13 protein-coding genes are annotated in these 22080 nt (G+C 66.9%); 4 read left to right on the plus strand and 9 right to left on the minus strand.

Features of this window, described 5'->3' with window-relative positions:
- Nucleotides 1-137: 137 nt before the first annotated feature.
- Nucleotides 138-3029 carry an AAA domain-containing protein gene (locus HW274_RS10680; protein ID WP_185988767.1) on the minus strand — a complete coding sequence of 964 codons (2892 nt, stop codon included), beginning with the start codon at nt 3027-3029 and terminating at the stop codon, nt 138-140.
- A gap of 797 nt (nt 3030-3826) precedes the next feature.
- Between HW274_RS10680 and HW274_RS10685 the strand changes: the two genes are divergently transcribed.
- Together HW274_RS10685 and HW274_RS10690 are read left to right on the plus strand one after the other, a co-directional pair.
- Entirely contained in the window at nt 3827-4792 is a 966-nt protein-coding gene (locus HW274_RS10685) for an alpha/beta fold hydrolase (protein ID WP_185988768.1), read from the plus strand.
- Between the two features lie 186 nt (nt 4793-4978).
- Nucleotides 4979-6049 carry an alpha/beta hydrolase gene (locus HW274_RS10690; protein ID WP_185988769.1) on the plus strand — a complete coding sequence of 357 codons (1071 nt, stop codon included), beginning with the start codon at nt 4979-4981 and terminating at the stop codon, nt 6047-6049.
- A gap of 24 nt (nt 6050-6073) precedes the next feature.
- Here HW274_RS10690 and HW274_RS10695 read toward each other — a convergent pair whose 3' ends face one another.
- From HW274_RS10695 to HW274_RS10710, 4 genes are all read right to left on the minus strand, one after another.
- Nucleotides 6074-6721: a response regulator transcription factor gene (locus tag HW274_RS10695; protein ID WP_185988770.1), complete on the minus strand. Its 648-nt coding sequence runs from the start codon at nt 6719-6721 to the stop codon at nt 6074-6076.
- Complete coding sequence (locus tag HW274_RS10700) at nt 6718-7971, minus strand: sensor histidine kinase (protein WP_185988771.1); 1254 nt, start codon at nt 7969-7971, stop codon at nt 6718-6720. Before HW274_RS10700 ends, HW274_RS10695 begins: the two co-directional genes overlap by 4 nt.
- A 42-nt stretch (nt 7972-8013) precedes the next feature.
- Entirely contained in the window at nt 8014-9990 is a 1977-nt protein-coding gene (locus HW274_RS10705) for a serine hydrolase (protein WP_260679068.1), read from the minus strand.
- A gap of 174 nt (nt 9991-10164) precedes the next feature.
- Entirely contained in the window at nt 10165-12156 is a 1992-nt protein-coding gene (locus HW274_RS10710) for a hypothetical protein (protein WP_185988773.1), read from the minus strand.
- A 412-nt stretch (nt 12157-12568) separates the two neighbouring features.
- Between HW274_RS10710 and HW274_RS10715 the strand changes: the two genes are divergently transcribed.
- Together HW274_RS10715 and HW274_RS10720 are read left to right on the plus strand one after the other, a co-directional pair.
- Complete coding sequence (locus HW274_RS10715; protein WP_185988774.1) at nt 12569-15127, plus strand: bifunctional lysylphosphatidylglycerol flippase/synthetase MprF; 2559 nt, start codon at nt 12569-12571, stop codon at nt 15125-15127.
- On the plus strand, nt 15120-16586 hold the full coding sequence (locus HW274_RS10720) for an alpha/beta hydrolase family protein (RefSeq protein WP_081376191.1): 1467 nt from the start codon (nt 15120-15122) through the stop codon (nt 16584-16586). Before HW274_RS10715 ends, HW274_RS10720 begins: the two co-directional genes overlap by 8 nt.
- A 58-nt stretch (nt 16587-16644) precedes the next feature.
- Here the strand turns inward: HW274_RS10720 and ppdK are convergent, their stop codons facing one another.
- From ppdK to HW274_RS10735, 4 genes are all read right to left on the minus strand, one after another.
- A complete protein-coding gene (ppdK, locus tag HW274_RS10725) occupies nt 16645-19350 on the minus strand; it encodes a pyruvate, phosphate dikinase (RefSeq protein ID WP_185988775.1) in 2706 nt (901 codons plus the stop codon).
- Nucleotides 19351-19489: 139 nt separating this feature from the next.
- Nucleotides 19490-19615, minus strand: coding sequence for a hypothetical protein (locus HW274_RS12870; protein WP_256692432.1), 126 nt, complete (start codon nt 19613-19615; stop codon nt 19490-19492).
- A gap of 382 nt (nt 19616-19997) precedes the next feature.
- Nucleotides 19998-20444, minus strand: coding sequence for a universal stress protein (locus HW274_RS10730; protein WP_185988776.1), 447 nt, complete (start codon nt 20442-20444; stop codon nt 19998-20000).
- A 28-nt stretch (nt 20445-20472) separates the two neighbouring features.
- Nucleotides 20473-21885, minus strand: a complete 1413-nt coding sequence (locus HW274_RS10735; protein ID WP_009234308.1) for an MFS transporter — start codon at nt 21883-21885, stop codon at nt 20473-20475.
- Between the last annotated feature and the right edge of the window lie 195 nt (nt 21886-22080).

A 22080-nucleotide genomic window follows, 5' to 3' on the forward strand; every position in this document is an offset into this window, starting at 1 on the left:
CGCACCCACAACACGAGAGTATAAGTCGACGGCCGTATTCAGGAAATACCGCCGGCATGAGATCTTCGATACTGATCGCACGCAGCCAATTTACCCCTCCATCAATACAGAGCGCGCTCAGCACCTGCAACCAAAACTCAGTGCCGTCGCTCCTCCAGCATCAGAACCCGATCAAGCCTATCTCTCACCTTCGATTCAATGTTGCTGTCATTGGTTCTCAGAACAAGCATGTCAGCGCCATAGATACCAACTATCTGCGCTTTCAATTCATCTCGCACCTGCTGCTCAGGGCTGTCTTCATGAAACCTTGTCCCATTGACCTCAACCGCAAGCAGCATTCGCCTACTTACCTTGTGATATACGGCAAAATCGATGGCCGACACAGAACAGGCAAACTTTTTCTGTCGCTCATTCAACCTGTCAAGGTTGGGGAGCAAGTCACGAAGCCTCACTTGCGAAACTACCTCCAGAAGCCCATAAGCAGGCTCAGCAAGAATGTCATTCAGAAGAGTCCACACGATGTTCTCGGACTTGTACCTACTATCTCCATGAACCCGCGAAGCAAATTCGTTTAGTCGTTCAGAGTATTCTTTATAGAGGAGGTCAAACACCGAGAGCACCCCACTCTCAGTCACTTGACTTGGATTCTGAAACCTAACATAGTCGATGAGCGCTTTGATAATCTTGCTTCGAGGAACCTCATCATGATTGGTTACCAGAATAAACTTCTCCTTAGCCCGAGAAACGGCTACGTTGACCATTCTCGGATCGTCGACGAACCTCAACTTCATATGACCAACGCGAGATTCGTCAACAACCGTACTGAGAATCATCGCCTTAGCCCCGCGTCCCTGAAATTTATGTATCGTCTCACTCTTAACGCTCGTCTCAAGGAGGTCATCTGTACTGTAAATCGCCTCGCCGAGCCTGTCCGCCTGAAGCCTGTAGGGAGTTGCGATGCCTAACATGTAGTCGCTTCCCGATTCTTCACCTCCGAGCAATCCCCTAAAGTCTACACCTTCAACGACGCCACCCATGAGCTCCTCGACAGTATCGATCTCCCGTTGACTGTACGTGCCTTTAGCGAGAGCCCGATGCAAAGTTCGCATGTGATTTCCTGGCGGCGTCTTGCGAACCATCAAGGTGGGCCATGGATCATCCGAACTTTTGGCCTTCATGGCTATCAGCTCACTGTTGTAGAACATTTTATTGCAGAACTCGATGATCTCAGGTGCGCAGCGGTAGTGCTCACGCAGCATCGTTCGAGGAAGTATTTGCCCGTAGAGCTCGGTGACGGATGAGAGAATCGAGTGCTCAGTAACATCGTATACGGGATGCGGAGGGGGAATCGCAGCGTCCTTCAGTCTTTGGTCAATAATCGGTCCGAGCTGCTTAAGATCCCCCACTACCACAACATTTCTCGCCTTGCTCATTGCCAAAACAGCTGCATGCAAGTTCACCTGAGTCGCCTCGTCAATAATCACCCAGTCTAGAAGATGCCTTTCCGGCAGGTTTCTTCGAATCGAATGGCAGGTCGTAAGCACCACCGGATACTCTGATAGAAACTCCGACGTTCGTTTCTGTATCGTGTTTTCCTTTTTATCGAATTTAGGACGCACGCTATTTAAGTAGCGTTGACGCAGAACAAGATCCAAAAGCGAGCGAGAAGCCTTCTGATACTGGGCTCTCACTTCCTCGGAACCACGATTGCCGACCTCACTCCGCCAACGTCTCTCTTCTTGTTTTAACTCCTCAATCCGTTTGGCATAGAATGCCCTTTCCAAACCAAGGATAGTATCGGCGTCGCTCGCATCCACGCCCTTCGTTCTGCCGTACTTGAAGTACCTGCGAACACGTGGAATGACCCCCTTAATGCCTTCAGGAAGATCCGGGCACACAGTAGTTTCAGCCAAATAGTCAAGGATACGCCGAGAACTCTTTCGTAGTAGAGGCAGCTCACTTAAATCAGGGAGAATGCTACTTTCGGCTCGACGCTCCAGATGAGCGGCTTCCAAGGAGTATTCTTCGATCTTACTTCGCACCTTAGCAAGCTCTCGGGAGGATTTCCAGACTCCAAGCAGCCGCTCCTCCATGTGCTTCAAGTAATCCATCTCCTGACTTCCAGAAGACTGCACGGAACCGTTCACAGACGCGTAGCTCAACCAACGAGCGATACCACGTGCACGAGCCTCTTGTTCGGCGATGAAGGAGGTGACACATTTGTCATTTCCCACCCGAGCTGCCACAAATCCATACCCGGCTTCATCAAGTTTGTCCTTGACATTCTCAACGGCAGCGTTACCGAAAGACAGGACTCCGACCGTCGCCCCAGGACTCATCAGAATGTTAGCGATGATATTCAGTATGGTCTCCGTTTTTCCAGTCCCGGGAGGTCCATCAATAACACTGACTCGATGAGAAAGCGCTCTCTCTACCGCTACCTTCTGATCCTCGTTGCTCTGAAACGGTAGAATTACTGGTGACGGAGTTTCCGATACTTGAAAGTTGACTCCCTCCATGTATGCAGACAACGCACTGCCCGGATGGGCGTACTTAATCGACTCAAATGCTGGACGAGTTGGATCATCGGCAGCCAGCATGCGTGCGGTTTCTTTCCAGTACTCAAAGACGCCAGCGCCGCCTCCCGTGGATGCGGACGATACTAGCAGTGTGAGGTCGTCAGGACGATACAGATAGCTTGCCCCTATCACCATGTTGTCGCGATAGAATCGAACTATGGAATACGACCCATCGTAGACATCGGTGAAAGTTGCAATTGCCAGCGGCGGGCGCCACACCTCTCCTCTTGCCTTAATCCGCTCGGTCGGTCTTAGAGCACGAAAACCTGTGACCCTTTTAAGGAAGCGTGCTTTTGGGTGTCGATATCCAAAAGCGCCACCATCTCTGAACTGACCCCTAATGTAACCACTCTCGGGATTACTCCACTTTATGGACTCCGTCCTATCTAATAATACGTCTGCATTATTGTATTTGGGAATCAGGACGCGAAATTCATTACCATCAATCATAGGTCCCCCCTAACACAGGCTCTAGAATGTCTTTACGTTACCCACAGCAGGAGCCTTGCAGCATGCGCTTGACGACCGATCTGAAAGTTCGGGAATACGCACATATCTAGAGGTGATGTTTGTAGGAACCATCAATTTTCCGAACTCAATCCTTCCGGTCACCCACTTCAGATGCAGACCCCCGCTTCATAGATATAGTTCCTCATTCAATGACAGGGTGCGGGCGAAAGACCTCGCTCAAGACTGACTCGATGAGTCGCAGTCAGATCTCACTGGCGGTGGGAAGGACAGACACGGCATGGCGCAGCCGATGAACAGGAACGCCCGCAGTGATGGTGGCGGCGCGTATGAACTCGCCCGCGCCGGAGCCAACGAAGGTGCCCCAGCACGGCGCCTGCCTACCGCTCGACGACGTCGTAGGGGTTGTCTGCGCAGGTCACTGCAGGCTCGGTGGGAGAAGCTCCCGCCCCTGGCTCAGGCGGCCAGGAGGTCGTAGGCAGTCATGGCGCAGACGCCCAGGAGGAGGATGCCAAAGGCAGTCGCCGGGGGCGATGCCGAGGCCCGTTTCGTCAGCGGCCCACCGAGTAGCCCTCCCACCATTGATGTGCCGCCGCAACTGCACCCCACCCGCCTCACTTCGACAGAAACTTCAGAAATGACGCGGCTCCGGGTCGTTTGTGAAGTTTTGGTTGGTGAGTGAGAGTTCGGTCGTGACGCCCTCCCAGCGGGCGGTGCCATCATGGGGGCGTGAACGCAACGAGTGCACACACGCCGCCGGAGGCCTGAGGGGGTCTGCCATGAGACGCGCACTGCTCGCCGCGGGACTCCTCGGCGCCGGGATCGTCATCTGCGGCGCGGCTCAGGCCCTCGGTCTCAGCCGCGCCCGCGCCGCAGCCCGCGCACGGCTGCTCGCCCTTCCGGTGCGAAGGATGGCCCTCAGTCACGGCGAGGTCGCCTACGTCGACTGTGGGCCACAGCCGTCGGGAGGAGGCTACGGCAGCGGCCCCGACTCCGGCTCCGGCTGCGAGACGATCCTGTCGGTTCACGGGCTGTACGGCGGATACGACCAGGCGCTCGACAGCGTCGGGAGCCTGTCCGAGCACTGCCGGGTCATCGCGCCGTCGCGCTTCGGCTATCCCGGCAGCGCCGTGCGAGGCGACGGCTCGCCGGCTGACCAGGCCGCCGTCTTCGCCGAGATGCTCGACCGTCTGGGGATCGAACGGGTATTCGTCCTGGGAGCGTCGGCCGGCGGCACCCCCGCCATCCGCTTCGCCCTGGACCACCCCGAGCGCGTCTCAGGACTCATTCTCTTGAGCTCGGCCGCGCCCTGGCCGTCCCGGCCCGCGACGCCGCCTGGGCGCATGGGGCCGCCGGCGATCATGAATCATGACTGGATCATGTGGCTGCTCTCGCCATTCTTCGGCCCCGTCCTGGGCATGGATCCCCGGACCATCCACGGCATGCTCCCTCTGTCCGAACGCAGGACAGGGGCGGACATCGACGCCTCGATCACCAACCGGGACATGGCGGTGCACTTCGAGGACTATCCGATCGAGGAGCTCAAGCCACCCGTCCTGCTCCTGCACGCCCGGGACGACCGAGTAGCGCCCTTCGCTCCCCCGGCGGGGCACGTGCAGTCCTCCATGCACCGCTACCTGGAGCTGACGACGGCGATCTTCCCCACCGGCGGCCACCTCATCACCGGCCACGGCCGCCAGCTCGAGGAGACGATCCTCCGCTTCATCGGCCAGCACGCCGGCTGACACCGGTCGCCTCACCGGCCCCCACCTTGCTGGCCCCGCTGCACCCCACCCCGCCTCACCGACCCCGCCTCACTTCGACCGAAACTTCACAAACGACGCGGCTCCGGGTCGTTTGTGAAGTTCTGGTTGGTGAGTGAGAGTTCCGTCGCGGCACCCCCTCACGGCGAGCGGTGCCATCATGGGGGCGTGAACGCAACGACCGAGCACGCGCCGGTGGACGCCTGGGGGCCGGACTTCCTGGGTCCGGGCTTCGAGGCCCGCACCCTGGAGCTGCTGCCCGACGACGAGGACGACGGCGCCGTCGCCACCCTGGTGCGCCACCTGCCGGCCCTTGACCCCGGCGCCCTGCCGGGCACCCCCACCACCCCCACCTTCATCTACCTCTACCTGCACGGCTGGAACGACTATTTCTTCCAGACCCACCTGGCCCGCGAGATCTCCCGCCTGGGCGGGGCCTTCTATGCCCTGGACCTGCGCCGCTACGGCCGCTCCTGGCGCGAGGGCCAGATGCTGGGCTGGTGCACCTCGCTGGCCGAGTACGACGAGGACCTGGGACGGGCCCTGTCGGCCATCCGCGCCGATCAGGGTTGGGAGACCGAGCTCGTCCTGTCGGGTCACTCCACGGGCGGGCTCATCGCCTCCCTGTGGGCCGACCGCCACCCGGGGGCCCTGCGCGCCCTGGTCCTGAATTCCGCCTGGCTCTCGCTCCAGGGCTCCGAACTCGTGCGCACCGTCGGCGACCCGGTTCTGCGCACCCTGGCGCTGCGCGACCCGCGCATGTCGATCCTCGACGGCTGGGTCGACCCGGCGCGAGTCTTCTCCATCACCGACGGCTGGCTCCCCGAGCGCGACGGCGAGCTGCCCGATCCCGCCTGGGCCGACGACCCCTACGTGACCGGCTGGGACATCAACCCCGCCTGGTCGATCAAGCCCTCCGCGCCCGTACGTGTCGGCTGGCTCCAGGCCGTCATGGAGGGCCACAACCGCGTCACCCAGGGCCTGGACATCCGCTGCCCGGTGCTGTCCATGGGCGCGGCCTCCACCCGGCTCGGAGTGACCTGGACTCCGGAGTCACGCAGCGCGGACACGATCATCGACGCCGACGCCACCGCCCGCCGCGCCGTCATGCTCGGCAAGCTGGTGACCATCGCCCGCTTCCCCGGCGGCGTCCATGACCTCACTCTGTCCGAGCCGCCCGTGCGCGAACAGGTCTTCTCCGCCATGCGCCGCTGGATGGCCGCCTACGTGCTGCGCTGATCCGGTCCGACGACGGCCGGCACCTCAGACCAGCCCGTTGCGGAAGGCCCACACGACGGCCTGGACCCGGTCGCGGGCGCCGATCTTGGGCAGGATCCGCGTCAGGTGCGACTTGACCGTGCTGGTCTCGACGATGAGCTCGGCGGCGATCTCCGCGTTCGACATGCCGCTGGCCAGGAGCTGGACGACCTCGCGCTCCCGCTCGGTGAGCACACCGAGCGCCTCCCGGTTCTCGACCCGGCCCTGGCGGCGGGCGAACTCGGCGATCACCCGGCGGGTGACGCTCTGGTCCACCAGGCCGTAGCCGGAGGCCAGGCGGCGCACGGCATCGACCAGCTCCTCGGGCTCGCAGTCCTTGAGGATGAAGCCGTCCGCCCCGGCCTCCAGCGCGCCGAAGACGTCGGCGTCCATGTCGAAGGTAGTGACGACCAGGACCGCCGGGCCGCTGTCCTGGCGTTCGGCGACGATCTGGCGCGTGGACGTCAGGCCGTCCCCCTCGGACATCCGCAGGTCCATGCACACGACGTCGGGCCGGGTCGCGCGCACCACGCGCACCGCCTCCCTGCCGCCGGAGGCCTCGCCCACCACCGTGATGTCCTCGTTCTCCTCCAGCAGGATACGGAAACCGGCGCGAATCACCGCCTGGTCATCCACCAGCACCACCCCGATCACGCGTCCTCCTCCCGGGCCAACGGCAGGACCAACCGTACCCGCCAGCCGCCGCCCTCCACCGGGCCGGCGTGGAGAGAGCTGCCAACGGCGTCGGCCCGTTCCCGCATGACCGTCAGGCCCGTACCGCCACCACCGGGGTCGGTCGGCAGTCGGCGGGCCGGGCCGTTGAGCACGCTCAGCTCAAGGGCGGCCTCCAGACGTCTCACCTCCACCGTGATCGGGGCTCCCGGAGCGTGCTGCAGGGCGTTGCTGATCGCCTGCTGCGCCACCCGGAAGACGGCGGTGTCGGCCCGCTGCGACAGGACCGGTATGCACGCGGCGGTATCTCTGGAGGGCGCACCGCTGGAGGTGCTGCGGGTGGTCGCACCACCCGGCTCGTCACCCAGAAGGCCATCGTCGAACAGGTCAATGTCGACGCCGAGCGCCCGGGTGGAGGCCACCAACTCGGGCAGGTCGCGCAGTCCGGGTGTGGACTCCTCGACCTCCTCGTCACTGCGCAGCAGGCCCACCACGGAGCGGAGCCCGGAAAGGGTCTCCTTGGCCTGTCGGCGCAGCTGCTGAGCCGCGTCCCTGGCCGTCTGCGGGTCGCGGTCGATCAGTCGCTCGAGCGCGGCCGCCTGCACGACGATCCCGGCCAGGTGATGGGCGGCGACGTCGTGCAGCTCGCCGGCCAGGCGGCGGCGCTCCTGGATGAGGGCCACCTCCAGCTGCCGGCCGTGCTCGCGCCTGAGGAGCTCCTGACGGGAGTGCTCGTACCTGCGGCTGCTGGCCAGCGCCGCCCCGCCCAGCATCGGTAGCAGGCAGGCCGCCAGGTTCACCAGCACTCTTGTCATGGCCAGCTCCCACTGATTGGGCGGGTCTCGCCAGTTGTCGACCGCCGAGTAGGCCAGGGACAGCGCGGTCAGGGCAGCCGCCGTTCGGCGCAGAGGAAACCGCATCCCCATGCCGAAGGACACCACGAGCTGGCCGTAGCCGCTGGCGACGTAAGTTGCCGGAAGCAACAGCAATGTCACCGCCTCCGCCGACCAGACCAGCGCCTGGCAGACCAGGGGGCGACTGCGCCACAGCACAAGCGCCAATCCCTCGGCCGCAAGCGGAACAGCCGTCGCGGCGAACCACGGCCAAAGGTGAGCCGGCACCGAGCTACTCGCGAGAAGCACCGCCGTTGGCTGGACCACCGCGAAAGCGAGGGCCAGCAGCACATCGTTGCGCCGGATCGAGACCGGGCTGGTGGGATCGGACAGGCTCATGGTTGCATTGTCATCGACGGACACCGACCTCGACGTCCCCGGTCACAGTCCGAGCCTGGGTACCAGGGCGTTGCCGGCCCAGGCCCACCAGGCCAGTGCCACCAGTGCCGTCAGGAGAACGGACGACATGGTGATCCTCCGCCAGCCCGCCCGGCGCCTCAGGGACATCACGAGGTCGACGGCTGCAGGGATGACGGCCACCACCCCCAGGGCCTGAAGGACCTGGGCGCATCGTGCCACCGGGATCAGCCAGGTGAAGGAACCGTCGGTAAAAGTCGTTGAATTAGCCATAATGACGAGCAGCAGCCCGATCCAGGTGAACTGGGCGGCCAGCGCCACGGCCCCGCCGCCCCGCGCCACTCGAGTCAGCCACGACGCCGGAGCGCCGACCTCCTGGCCCCGCTTGAGGGCCCGACGTCGTCGCAGCGCCCCGATCGGCCAGGCCACCGTGGCCACCAGCAGCAGGACCAGGCAGATGCCGAACACGGGAGCAAGCGCCTGCTGAACCGGCGTGGTAGGAAGCAGGGTGTAAGCCGGTCCCGGACTCAGGCTGACGACCTTGCCGTCCTCAACCTGCGCGGCAATGACCCCGGCACCGTCGACCTGGCGCCAGACCCACGGCTCGACCTCAACATACGGAGATTTATTAGGCACGAGATCTCCGTTGAAAATGAGTTTCCCGTCACCCGCATGCTCAATCGTCGCCGAGCCAAGAACAGGTACCCAGGCTGTCGGGAAGGTGGCCCAGAAGCTTCTGCTAACCACATAGGAGCCGGCTACCTGACGGGCGCGGTCGGCGGAGTCCTTACTACCGGATGCCTTGACCGCGTCTCCGGGGAAGTAGCGGTCGGCGAAGCCCTGAGCCAGGTCCTCACGCAGGCTGCTCGACGACTCGTTGCCCTGACCGTTGTAGGAAATGAAGATGCCGGTGTTCTCCTCGGGGTAGAGCTCGAACTTGGAGTGCCAGCCCGACGTAAGGTCGCCGCTGTGCTCGACGATACGCCGGCCGTTACGAATAAGCTCGAAGTAGCCCAGACCCATCTCCCCGGCCTTGGCGCGGTTGCCGAGCCGCTCCTCCCCCAGCCCAGGAGACCACATCTGCTCCCAGGTCTCCTCACGCAACAGCTTCGGCGAGCGACTCAGCTGAGCGTTCATGAAGGCGGCGAAGTCCGGGGCCGAGACAGTCAGCGAACCGGCAGGGAAGTCACCCATGAGCTCGAAGGGAACCTCCTCACCCGTGGACGTATAGCCGGGGCCCAGCAAGTCGGCCATATCCTTGGGCAGGGGCTGCTCATAGGTGGAGGAGGTCATGCCCGCCGGCTCCAGGACGTGCTCACGCACATAGGTCTCAAAAGGCTGACCACTCACCCGCTGCACAATGTAGCCGGCCAGGGCCATGCCGTAGTTGGAGTAGGCCGGGGTAGTGCCCGGCGCGAAGACCTGAGCCGGCGGATCATTCTTGACGTAGGCCTCCAGGTCCGTCGTCGGGACAACTTTCCACCTCTCCTCGAAGCCCGCCGAGTGGGTCAGCAAATGGCGCAGAGTCAGAGGCTCATCGAAACGCCGCTCAATCTCGAAGTCCAGGTAGGCGCTGATATCGGCATCGAGATCCACCTTGCCCTGCTCCACCAGCTGCATCGCCGAGATGGAGGTCGGGATCTTGGAGATCGAGGCCACCCGGAACAGGGACTTCTGCGGGTCCACGGCCACCGGATTCCCACCCGAAGCACCCGTATCGGACCACCCATAACCGCGGGTGGTCACCACCTGACCGTCCTTGACCACGGTCACCACGGCGCCGGGGATGTCTCCGTTCTTGAGGGCATCGGGCAGCTTCCCATCCAACCAGGCGTTGACGTCCTCGGCCGTCAGCTGATGCTCCCCGGACGGAGGCTCACGCCGCGGCAGGCCAGCCGACGACGACGTCGAGCCGCAGGCAGCCAGTAGGGACAACGAGGCCAACAGGACCAGCACAACCAGGGCCTTGGCTCTGCGCATCACGTTGCGCGTCGCGTTCATAGTCATCTCCCCGGCCCGCGTGATCGGGAAAGCCGCGAGCCGCCTCCAGCCTCGCGGCATCGGGCGGCTCTCCTCTACGGGCGGAGGATGTCAGGGCGTTTACGACCTACGACGTAAGGGGACCAACCACACGGACGAGCCGACCGGACAGCCAGGATCGGGGCCAGGGGGATTTCAGAAGCCGCGGTCGGCCAGGTCGTCGCGCAGGTCCCCCAGGTGGGCGCCGTGCACCCCTACGCGCCACACGCGCCAGCCGTCGGCGTCGGTGACGGCCTGGGCGGCGTTGGCGGCCGACGTCGGGTCGGTGAAGGAGCGCCCGTCGGACAGGGTGATGACCCCCTCCACCGACAGGATCGCCTCGTGGTAGATGCCTCGGCGCAGCCGCTGCCAGACGATCTGGGTCGGTTTGCCCAGCGAGGCCGCCACGGCCGCCAGCTCCGCAGTCTCCTGGACCTGGAGGGACTTGGAGGGGTCGCCGCCCAGCGCCTCGGCCACCGGGTCGAGCCCGTCGGCCGAGCCGCGCAGCGGCTCCCAGGACACGAGGGGCACCGCACCGGTGGGCGCCTCTGTGCGGGACTCGTTGGGGGCGACCGTGGACCAGGCCTGCGCGGCGGGCGCAGCCGAGGAGGCGTCGGGCTGAGAGTGCGCCGCCCGCGAGCGCCGTCCCATGCGGGTGCGCGAACCGGCCGGGCTCGGGGCTTCGCCGGCCGAGGCCGCTGAACCACTCCCCCCGGACAGGCTGCTCCCGCCGAGGATGTCCACGCCTCCGGCCAGGGCGGCGACAGCCCGCTCCTCGGCGCTGGATCCATCGGTGGAGTCGGGTCCGCCCGGGTGACCGGCCTCGGCGACGGCGGGCTCCTCGTCCAGGTCGACGACGGCGGGAACAGTCACGGTGTCACCGCTGAGGATGTCGGCCAGGTCCTGACCGACGCTGCTGGCACTGCCGGCGGCGACGTGGTGACCGGCGGCATGGTCGGGGTGGCTGGAGTCGCCGGGGCCGGCCGCGGACTCGGCGGCGGGCGCCTGAGGGGCGCCGTCGGAGCTTTCCGAGCCCGGCTCGGGCCGGCTCTTCGAGACCTCCGGCTCAGCCTCGGCACGGTGCTCAGCCTTGTGCTCAGCCTCGTGCTCGGCCTCGGCACCGCGGTCGGCATCGGTCACGGAGCCATCGGCGGCGTCACCAGGGGCGTCGTCGACGGGACCGTCAAGGGCGTCGGCAGCCCCCTCATCCGGTTCGGGCACGGCCTGCTCGGCAGGCTGGGCGCCGCCGGCCTCCTCGGGGTCCTCGGACGGGGCCTCGTCCCCGCCCTGGGCCGAGAGGGTATGCACCTGGGGCTGCTCGGCGGTGACGGCCACCGGTTCGAACAGCTCGGAGAGCGCATCGGCGGCACCCGTCGCGGCGAAGGCTCCCGCCGGGATCGCGGCACTGGCATCATCAACGCCCCCGGCCTCGGGAGCGGTCACCGGTTCGGCGGACATGACGATCTCGATGGGGCCGGTGACCGGACTCATGTGCTCGGCCTGCTCAGTGGCGTCCATGCCCCGTGAACCGTTCGAGCCGGAGGAGGCGGAACCGGCCAGGGCTGGGCGGGGCGCGCGGGCCACGAGCAGCGGTCCCCCGGCGGCCACGTCCATCCCGGAGATCTTCTCCACCACGACGACGATGCGGGACTCGTCCACGATGCGCACGTCCACCTCGTGGATCTCCAGCCCGGAGGAGGCCAGCACTCCCAGACCTCCGACGACGTCGGGCTCCAGGGAGGCGCTCAGGATCGTCAGCCTCGGCCCGGCCTCGACCTGGGCGGGCATCGCCTCGCGGAACTCGTTCCAGTCCTGGCTGAAGGCCCCCAGCCCGCCGGCGTACCTGCTGGCGATCTCACGGCGGCCCGCGGTGGCGGCCTGGGTCAGACGCGACATGGCGGCCAGCAGCCCCGTGGAGTCGACTCTCTCCAGGACCTCGACGACGACGACCTGCCCGGTGGCGTCCAGGGCAGTCAGGCTCGCCCCGGTCTCGAGCTCCTCCCATGACAGGGGGAAGAGCGGGCGGCGCAGGACATCGACGATCTGACGCTGGATGGCGACCAGACTGTGAGACAGTGTGATGGCATCAGCGGAGCGACCCAGGCGCACGGGCAGGAGGTGGTTGCCGTCGAGCTCGTACATGGCCATGGATGGGGCCGCCTTTCCTCGTCGTCCTGCTCCGCGATGGCCCCCAGCACAGGTGAGCACGCGCGTGGACGGCTCACAGTCGAGTCACCCACGAACACAGTGCCCAGCCATCCTGTCACGACCGCCAGCACACGGCAGACTATCTCATGACGGCAACGAGGGGCGGGCCGTCACCCCATCACATCAGCCCACTCACAGGGAGAAAACCGCGAGAACACGGCTAGATCGAGGTTATCTCCTAGGGTTATCCCCGATTCTTGGAGAGACCGGTCTCATGGTCGCATCCACCTGGAGGTGGATGAGGATGCCCGGGAAGTGGATAAGAATGTCGGCTGGTCGGCTCCCGGCGGGGAGCCCCGACCATCCCCTATCGCATCACCAGCCTCCCATCACCTACCGCTGAGGAGCGTTCATGCCGTCGGCCTCGTCCACCACATCTCCCCCGGACGCATCCGAGCTCGCGCCCTCGCCGGTGCCCTCCTCCACCCCATCGCCCGCACCATCGCCGTCATCGGCGCCGGCGGCCCCCGCGTCTGAGCCCTCGCACCTGAGCGCCTACGCGCACCGAGCCTGGCGGGCCACGCGCGCCTGGCTGGCCCCGGCGCCGGCCGCGACCACCGGTGCCGCACTGACTCTCATCATCGGCATCCTCCTGCTGCCCTGGGGACCCCGGGGACAGATCGTCCTGTCCGCCTACATCCACCAGCCCCAGCGGGTGTGGACCCTACTGACCGCCTGGGCGGTCCCCGGCCACCTGCTGCCGGTGACCGGAAGCCTCGTGCTGCTGTCCATCGGCGTGCTGCTGGAGCGGCTCCTGGGCACGCGACGGTGGCTGGCCACCGCCGTCGTCTCCTGCGCCGGAGGCATCGTCCTGGCCCAGGCGCTCTACCCCCTCATCGGCCGCGTGTGGGACGCCTGGTCCCCCTACCTCATCCACGCCCCGATTCAGGGCATCAGCCTGCCCATCGCCGGCCTGGTGGCGGCCTCCACCAGCGTCATGCGCCCGTCCTGGCGACGGCGCACGCGCCTGGCTGCCTTCGCCGTCCTCATCGTCTCGGCCGCCGTGACCGGAACCGTGGGCGCCCTGGCCCGCCTGGGAGCCGGCGTCATCGGCCTCATCATGGGCATCATCCTGGAGCGCGGGCAGCAGACGGCCCCCTCCCAGGAGCTGCCCCGGCGCGTGGAGCGCGAGCTCGTGGCCTTCCTGGTGGCCTGCTGGGCCGTGAGCTGCGCCCTGGCGGTCGTGAGTAACGCCGCCGGCCCCCTGGCTGACGCCCGCTACGGGCTGACCCCCGCCATCCTGCCCAAGGACGCCGTCATCTACCCCGTCGAGCAGCTCCTGATGTGCATGCCGGCGCTCCTGCAGCTGGTCCTGGCCGACGGCCTGCGCCGAGGGCGTCGCTCAGCGGTCTGCGGCACCATCGCCCTGCAAGTATTCCTGGGGGCGTGCGCGGCCCTGTTCGCCCTGGTGGAGAAGATCGGCGAGCAGGAGGCCGAGTCCGGTCCCACCACGACCCAGCTCCTGCACAGCTGGCTGCGCTCGGGGCACCTGCTGGTGCCGCTGCTGCTCAACATCGTGGTCATCAGCCTGGTGGTGTGGACCAGGAGGCGCTTCACCCTGGGATCGCGCCCCGGCGTCATTCGCCGCGCCGTCGTCGCCTGGATCCTGACCCTCCTGGGCGGGGCGGCCCTGACCGTCGCCGGGGGCCTGCTCATGTCTCATGACTTCACCCCCTACGCGACCTGGCCCGCCCTGCTGGAGACCTACGTGTCCTACCTGCTGCCCATCAGCACCGGCGGCATCATGAGCCTGATCGTCGAGCCCCTGACCCCCCTGGCCTACCTGCTCACCGCGTGGGTTCCGGTCCTAGTGTGGCTTCTGACGATCCTGTGGGTGTGGCTGGCCCAGTCCGCTCCCGCCCGCACCCGGATCTCCGACCGCGAGGAGCTCGTCGAGCTGGTGCGCAGTCGCGGCGCCGGGACCCTGGGGTGGATGCTCACCTGGCAGGGCAACGAGGCCTGGGTCAACGAGGCGGGCACGGCCGGCTTCTCCTACCGGCCCAGCCGCGACGTCGCCCTGACGGTCGGGGACCCCGCCGCCGACGACGCCGACGTGGCCCAGGCGGTGCGCGACTTCGCCGACTTCGCCACCGACGCCGGACTCATCCCGGCCCTGTACTCGGTGCACGCCCCGGCGATGGAGGCCGCCCGTGCCATGGGCTGGACGATCATGCAGGTGGCTGAGGAGGCCGTCCTGGACCTGCCGGACCTGGCCTTCCGCGGCAAGGCCTATCAGGACGTGCGCACCGCCCTCAACCACGCCAACAAGGAGGGCATCGAGGCGGTGTGGACCACCTTCCGCGACTGCCCGGCCGGCCGGCGCGACCAGATCCGGGCCATCTCGCAGGCCTGGGCCAGTGACAAGCCGCTGCCGGAGATGGGCTTCACCCTGGGCGGTCTGGCCGAGCTCGACGACGCCGAGACGCGCCTGCTGCTGGCCGTGGACGCCGAGGGCACCGTCCAGGGCGTCACCTCCTGGCTGCCGGTCTACCGCGACGGGCGCGTCATCGGCCTGACCCTGGACTTCATGCGACGCCGCGAGGGCGGCTTCCGCCCCGTCATGGAGTACCTCATCGGGCGCGCCGCCCAGGACGCTCAGGCCGAGGGGCTGGAGATCCTATCCCTGTCCGGGGCACCACTGTCGCGCTCCGCACCGGCCGACGGCGATGCCTCCTCACGCTTCGACCCACTCCTGAACCTGTTGGCCTCCGTGCTAGAGCCGGCCTACGGGTTCGGCTCCCTGCACGCCTACAAGCGCAAGTTCAAGCCGCGCTCCGTGCCCATGTACCTGGCGGTTCCCGACGTGGTGGACCTGCCCACGGTCGGGATCGCCATCGCCCGGGCCTACCTGCCTGGTCTCAAGCCCTCCCAGACGGCGCGCTTCGCCCATGTGCTGATGAACCGTGACTGAGATCAGCGGTGCTGGCGCGCCCACCGCCGACGCCGCCACTGCCAGCAGCACTGCCGAGGCGCAGGCGTCGGGCGGCGTCGTGGGCGCTCTCAAGGCCGTCCACATCCTCCAGCCCTGGCTGGGGGCGGTCTGCGTGGTCGTGGCCACGGTGGTCATCGCCTGGCTGTGGTGGCGGCGCACCCGCTACCTGCCCTGGCATCGCCAGCTCGTCGTGCCCGCTGTGGCAGCAGTGAGCGCGGTGACCTTCTGGCTGGCCGTGGACGTCATCTGGCATCCCGTCGCCGACGGCGTCGGCTGGTTCGTGTGGACCTGGGTGGGCGTCATCGGCCTCGTCATCGCCCAGCTGGTCACCGGCAACCGCACCGAGGGACGTCACCGGGCGGTGCGTTCACGCAACCGCCGCCTGGTGCGCGCCACGGAGTCCGCCTCCAGCCTCGTGGCCGTGGTGGCCTCCTCCCTGCTGGCCATCAACACCTTCTTCGCCTCCTACCCCACCCTGGCGTCGGTCCTGGGCTACGGGGTGGCGACCACGCCGCTCAACCGTCTGCAGGGCGCCGCGGCCCGGTCACCGGCACCCGTGCGCGGCGGCGGGACGCTGGAGGAGACCTGGAGGCCTCCGTCGGACATGCCCGCCCACGGTGAGGCGGTCACCGCCGACATCCCGGCCGGTGACCAGTCCGGAACGAAGGGCTTCACGCCGAGAGGGGCCTTCATCTACCTGCCGCCGGCCTACCTGGGCTCACAGCGCCCGGCCCTGCCGGTCCTCGTCCTGCTCACCGGGCAGCCGGGAAGCCCGTCGGACTGGTTCGAGCTCGGGAACCTGAAGGACACGATGGACGCCTACGCGGCCGCCCACCACGGCCTGGCCCCGGTAGTCGTCGTCGCCGACCTCCTGGGCAGCCCGTATACCAATCCCCTGTGCTCCGACACCGAGGCCGGCGGCAAGGTGGCCACCTACCTGGAGAAGGACGTCCCGGCCTGGATCAGGGCGAACCTGCAGGTCGACGACGACCCCGCCCACTGGGCGGTGGCCGGCCTGTCCAACGGGGGCACCTGCGCGATGCAGGTCGTCACCCGCTCACCGGGCGTCTACCGCACCTTCCTGGCGATCAGCGCCGAGGAGCACCCCTCACTGGGCAGCGTGGAGCGCACCATCTCCCAGGGCTTCGGAGGAGACCGTGCCGCCTACGAGGCCAACGACCCGCTCTCCCTAATGTCCTCCGCCCCACCCGGCCGCTACGACGGCATCGCCGGCATCGTGTCGGTGGGCCGCCAGGACACCAGCTACCGCGGGGCCGTGCCCGTCCTGGCCGAGGCCGCCACGAGGGCCGGGATGACGGTGAGCACCCGCGAGTACGACGGCGCCCACACCTGGGCCGTGTGGGGGCCGGCGCTGGCCGACCAGCTCGACTGGCTGGGCGGGCGCCTGGGTATCGCCTCGCCGTCGCCGGCCTCCTGATCCCAGCCCGACCCCCACGGCGCTGTTGGTCCGCGGGCCGCGCTACCCGGTTACCCGGTCACTCAGCCTTGTCCGCGACGGCCGCGCGCCCGGCCTCCAGGCGGGCCACCGGCACCCGGAAGGGCGAGCAAGAGACGTAGTTCAGGCCCACCCGGTGGAAGAAGCCGATGGACTCGGGGTCTCCGCCGTGCTCGCCGCACACGCCCATCTTCATCGTCGGCTTGGTGGAGCGGCCGCCCTCGACGCCCAGGCGCACCATGCCGCCCACGCCGTCGGTGTCGATGGTCTCGAAGGGGGAGACCCCGAAGATGCCGTCGTCGGTGTAGTGGCCCACGAAGGAGCCCTCGACGTCGTCGCGTGAGAAGCCCCAGGTGGTCTGGGTCAGGTCGTTGGTGCCGAAGGAGAAGAAGTCGGCCTCCTCGGCGACGTGGGCGGCGGTGACGGCAGCGCGCGGCAGCTCGATCATGCAGCCCACCGGGAAGTCGAGGGCGTAGCCGGAGGCCTGGGAGACCTCCTGCAGCACGTGCTCCACGCGCTCGCGCGCCAGCTGGAGCTCACGCACCGACCCGATGAGCGGGATCATGATCTCAGGGTGCGGGTCGCCCCCGGCCTTGAGGCGCTCGACGGCGGCCTCGGCAATAGCGCGCACCTGGAGCTCGATGAGGCCCGGCATGGTCAGCAGCAGGCGGACCCCGCGCAGGCCGAGCATCGGGTTGGCCTCGTGGCTCTTGCGCACCACGGCCAGGAGCTCCTCGTCGGCCGGGTCCAGCTCGCCGCGCTCGCGGTCCACGGCCACCTTGACGCTCAGCTCGGTCAGGTCCGGCAGGAACTCGTGCAGCGGCGGGTCGATGAGGCGCACCGTCATGGGCTTGCCGTTCATCGTCTCGAACATCTGGATGAAGTCGCCCTTCTGCAGCGGCAGGAGGGCGGCCAGGGCGGCCTCGCGCTCGGCGTCGGAGGAGGCCAGGATGAGGTTCTGGACGAACTGCTTGCGCTCGCCCAGGAACATGTGCTCGGTGCGGCACAGACCCACGCCCTGGGCGCCGCGGTGGATGGCGTGGCGGGCGTCGTCGGGGGTGTCGGCGTTGGCACGTACCTCCAGGCGGCGGACCTCATCGGCGTGGCGCATGAGGCGGTCCACGGCGGTGACGAGCTCACGGGTGTCGTCGTCGCCGGCCGCCTTGAGAGCCTCGTCCAGGCCGCGGCGCAGGTAGGTCATGACCGGGGAGTCGACGACGCCGACCTCACCGAGGAAGACCTCGCCGGTAGTGCCGTCGATGGCGATGATGTCCTCACTGGTGAGGACATCATCGCGCCCCGCGATGCGCAGGGTCTTGGCGGCGGAGTCGACCTCGAGGGCCTCGGCGCCGCACACGCAGGTCTTGCCCATGCCGCGGGCGACGACGGCGGCATGGCTGGTCTTGCCGCCGCGGGCCGTGAGCACGCCGGCGGCCGCGACCATGCCGGGCAGGTCGTCGGGGTTGGTCTCGCGGCGCACGAGGATGACGGAGTCGCCCTTCTCGGCACGGGAGACGGCCTCGTCGTTGTCGAAGGCGATGTAGCCCACGGCGGCGCCCGGGGAGGCGGGCATGGCGCGGGTGAGCAGGTCGCGGCCGGAGTCGTCGTCGAACTGGGGGAACATCAGCTGGGTGAGCTGCTCGCCGGTGACGCGCGTGAGGGCCTCGTCCATGGTGATGAGCTTTTCGTCCACGAGCTGGGTGGCCACGCGGAAGGCGGCCGCGGCGGTGCGCTTGCCCACGCGGGTCTGGAGCATCCATAGCTTGCCGCGCTCGATGGTGAACTCGATGTCGCACAGGTCGCGGTAGTGGGTCTCCAGGCGGCGCATGATGGAGCGCAGCTCGTCGTAGGAGGCCTTGTCCAGGCGCTCGAGATCCGCCAGGGACAGGGTGTTGCGGATGCCGGCGACGACGTCCTCGCCCTGGGCGTTGACCAGGTAGTCGCCGTAGACGCCGGTGCGCCCGGTGGAGGGGTCGCGGGTGAAGCACACGCCGGTGCCGGAGGTCTCCCCCATGTTGCCGAACACCATGGTGCACACGTTGACCGCGGTGCCCAGGTCGTGCGGGATCTTCTCGCGGCGGCGGTAGATGTGGGCGCGCTCGGTGTTCCAGGAGCGGAAGACGGCCTCGGTGGCCATGTCCAGCTGGGAGCGGGGGTCCTGCGGGAAGTCGATGCCCGCGTGCTCCTTGACGATGGCCTTGTACTCCTCCACCAGCTCCTGGAGGGCGTCCACGGGGAGCTCGTAGTCCATGGAGACGCCCCGCGCATCCTTCTTGGCCTCCAGGGCGTCGGAGAAGTGGTCGCCGTCGATGTCCAGGACGGTCTTGCCGAACATCTGGATGAGGCGGCGGTAGGAGTCCCAGGCGAAGCGCTCGTCGGAGCTGGCGGCGGCCAGGCCCTTGACGGAGACGTCGTTGAGGCCGATGTTGAGGACGGTCTCCATCATGCCGGGCATGGAGAACTTGGCGCCGCTTCGCACCGAGACGAGCAGGGGGTCCTCGGCGGCGCCGAGCTCGCGCCCCAGCTCCTCCTCGACTCCACGCAGAGCGGTAGTGACCTGGACCGAGAGCTCCTCAGGGACCTCGCCGCTGGCCAGGTAGGCGCGACAGGCGTCGGTGGTGATGGTGAAGCCGGGGGGAACGGGGAGAGCCAGCCGGGTCATCTCCGCCAGGTTCGCTCCCTTGCCACCCAGGAGATCCTTCTGGTCCTTGTCACCCTCGCTGAAGCGGTACACGTACTTGGGCATCCTTGCCTCTTTCGGTTCTTGTGGAACTAGGGACTCCGTGCACGCGCAGGCGCACGCGAAGCACTCTATGTGACTTCGGTCCCATGTTGCAGGTGACTCATCCAGCCGCGAACAGGGCTGCGCCGGCCGGCCCTAGGGCTTAATGGCGCAGCGCCAACAGGCCGGTGTGTCCCGGCAGGGTGATGCGGGTGGACAGGGGCTCGCCGTCGGGCGCCCCGGTGGGGCCGGGCAGGACCAGGCCGGCGGGCAGCTCCAGCGTCGCCATGCGCCCAGCCCGACCCCACGTATCACAGGAGTTACGACAACTGCTCAAAACGGGTTCTTCGTGTCGTGGGGATGGGGTTGTGCGGGGCTTTCCTCGTCGGGGTCTCGGGGTACGTGGTCGTACGCGATCCCACCCGGTCGTACGTAAAACCGCGCGGTCGTACCTTAGAGCCCCTCTAAGGTACGACCGCGCGACGCCGAGTACGACCGCGCAGGACCCCGAGACGCCGAACCACCGGCACCCGCTCACCCCGACCACGCCCTCACACACGAAGAACCTCAAAACATAGCGGCGGATGCCCGCCACACTTCCGCGTGGCGGGCATCCGCCGCCGGTCCGATCGCGCAGGATCCGACGCGTGCGTCCGACGTCTATCCGGCGACTAGGGAACGACGACGAGGACGTCGCACTTCGACTTGCGGAGCACCTGGACGGAGACGGCTCCGAAGATGCGGCCGAACAGCGAATCGACGCCTTTGGATCCGACGATGACGAGGTCCGCCTCGGTCTCCAAGGCGACGAGAGTGACGGCATCGACCGCCGTGCCCTCGACGACGACGCCCTGGGCGAGGGCGACGCCGCGCTCAACGGCGGTATCACGCGCCTTCTCGACGACGGCGTAGGCCTGGTCCTCGATGAGCCCGACCCGCACATCGGCGACGGGGGCGGACTCGTTGATGCGAGCCTTGTCCCGCGCCGAGACGGGGTCGAAGCCGGCGACGAGGAGAAGAGCGGCGTCGCACAGGCGAGCCATCTCGCAGGCGCGATCGATGACGTGGGTGTTCGCCTCGACATCGCCGACTCCGGCGACAATGGTGGTATAGGTCACGGATGACATCCTTTCGTGGGGCACCCGGTCAGGCCACGGCAGTCTCAGTGGCGGACACGGCGGCGGCGCGCACCCGCGGGTCCGCGTCCTTGACGGTGTCGATCCACTCGATGAGCAGACCGGCGATGACGAGGAAGACTGCGACGAAGAGCATGGCGTTGACCGGGTGATCGCCGAGCAGGTGCTTGTAAATGGGACCGAAGGTGAGGGTCTGGATGAACTGGGGGATGACGATCATCATATTGATAACGCCCATGTAGACGCCTCGGCGCTCCTTGCGGATCATCTCAATGGCCATGATGTAGGGTACGCCCGTAATAGAAGCCCAGGCCACACCAATGCCGATCATGGGCAGGTAGAGGACCGCGGTGTGGCCGGGGCTGCCGATGCGGGTGAGCAGGACCAGGCAGACGGCGGCGAGGCACAGCGCCGCGGTGTGGACGTGCTTGGGGCCGATGCGGTTGGACAGTCGCGCCAGGAAGAGGGCGACGACCGTGCAGGAGACGTAGTAGGCGACCATGAGCCCGGTGGCGAAGCCGGAGGCGTTGTTGAAGGCCTCGGTCTTGGCGTACCCCGGGTCGGACAGGTTCACGCCGAAGTAGGTGACGGCGCACATGAGGCCCAGGTACTGCCAGAAGACGTTCATGGCGTACCACTGGAAGAGGTAGACCAGGGCCATCTTCTTCAGGCCGCGGGGCATCTCGACGATGGCGACGCCGATGTCCTTGACGAAGCCGAAGGGGCCCTCCTCCCGCTTCTTGCGCTCGAGCTCGACCAAGCCCTCCGGCGTGGGCGGCAGCTCCTTGGTGGAGAGCACCGAGATGAGCACCGAGCCGATGGAGCACACCGAGCCCACCATGAAGGCGCCGAAGACCCAGTAGGGGATGCCGGCGGCGGTGGCGCCCGCCAGGGTCTTCTCCAGAACGACGAGGGTCCCGGCGGCCAGGGCCGAGCCGGCGCCGATGAACAGGGACTGGGCGAGGAAGCCCTTGGCGAGCTGCTTGGAGGGCAGGCGGTCGCCGATGAAGGCCCGGTAGGGCTCCATGGCCGTGTTGTTCGAGGCGTCCAGCAGCCACAGGCACAGCACCGCCATCCACACGGCGGTGACGAAGGGCATGAGGAACAGGAACACGGAGCAGCCGACGGCCCCGATCAGGAAGAAGGGCTTACGGCGTCCCCACTTCTCGCTCCAGGTCCGGTCCGAGAGCGCCCCGATGAGCGGTTGGATGAGCAGGCCGGTGACGGGTCCGGCCAGATTGAGGATGGGGATCTCATCAGCGGAAGCCCCGAGGAACTGGTAGATGGGCGACATGGCGTTCTGCTGCATGCCGAAGGAGTACTGGATGCCGAAGAATCCGACGTTCATCAGCAGGATCTGAGCAGTGCTCATCATGGGCTTGTGCGCGATGTCCGCCGCGCTATTCTGGGAAGTCTGTGCCATAGGTCATCCTTGTCCTGGGCCCTGTGGAACTCTGTCGACGCCGCCCGAGACGGACGCCGCACTTCCTGCCCGAGAGAACGCTGTACGGGACGGCGGGGATCTCAGGAAGTCAAGCAGGTCAATGATCCACCCAACATGACTAACGTTTGACAGGTCTTTAGTCCCATTATCGGATCTCGCACAAGCCGGACCGGG

This window comes from Actinomyces sp. oral taxon 169 (assembly GCF_013394715.1).
GTDB lineage: Bacteria > Actinomycetota > Actinomycetes > Actinomycetales > Actinomycetaceae > Actinomyces.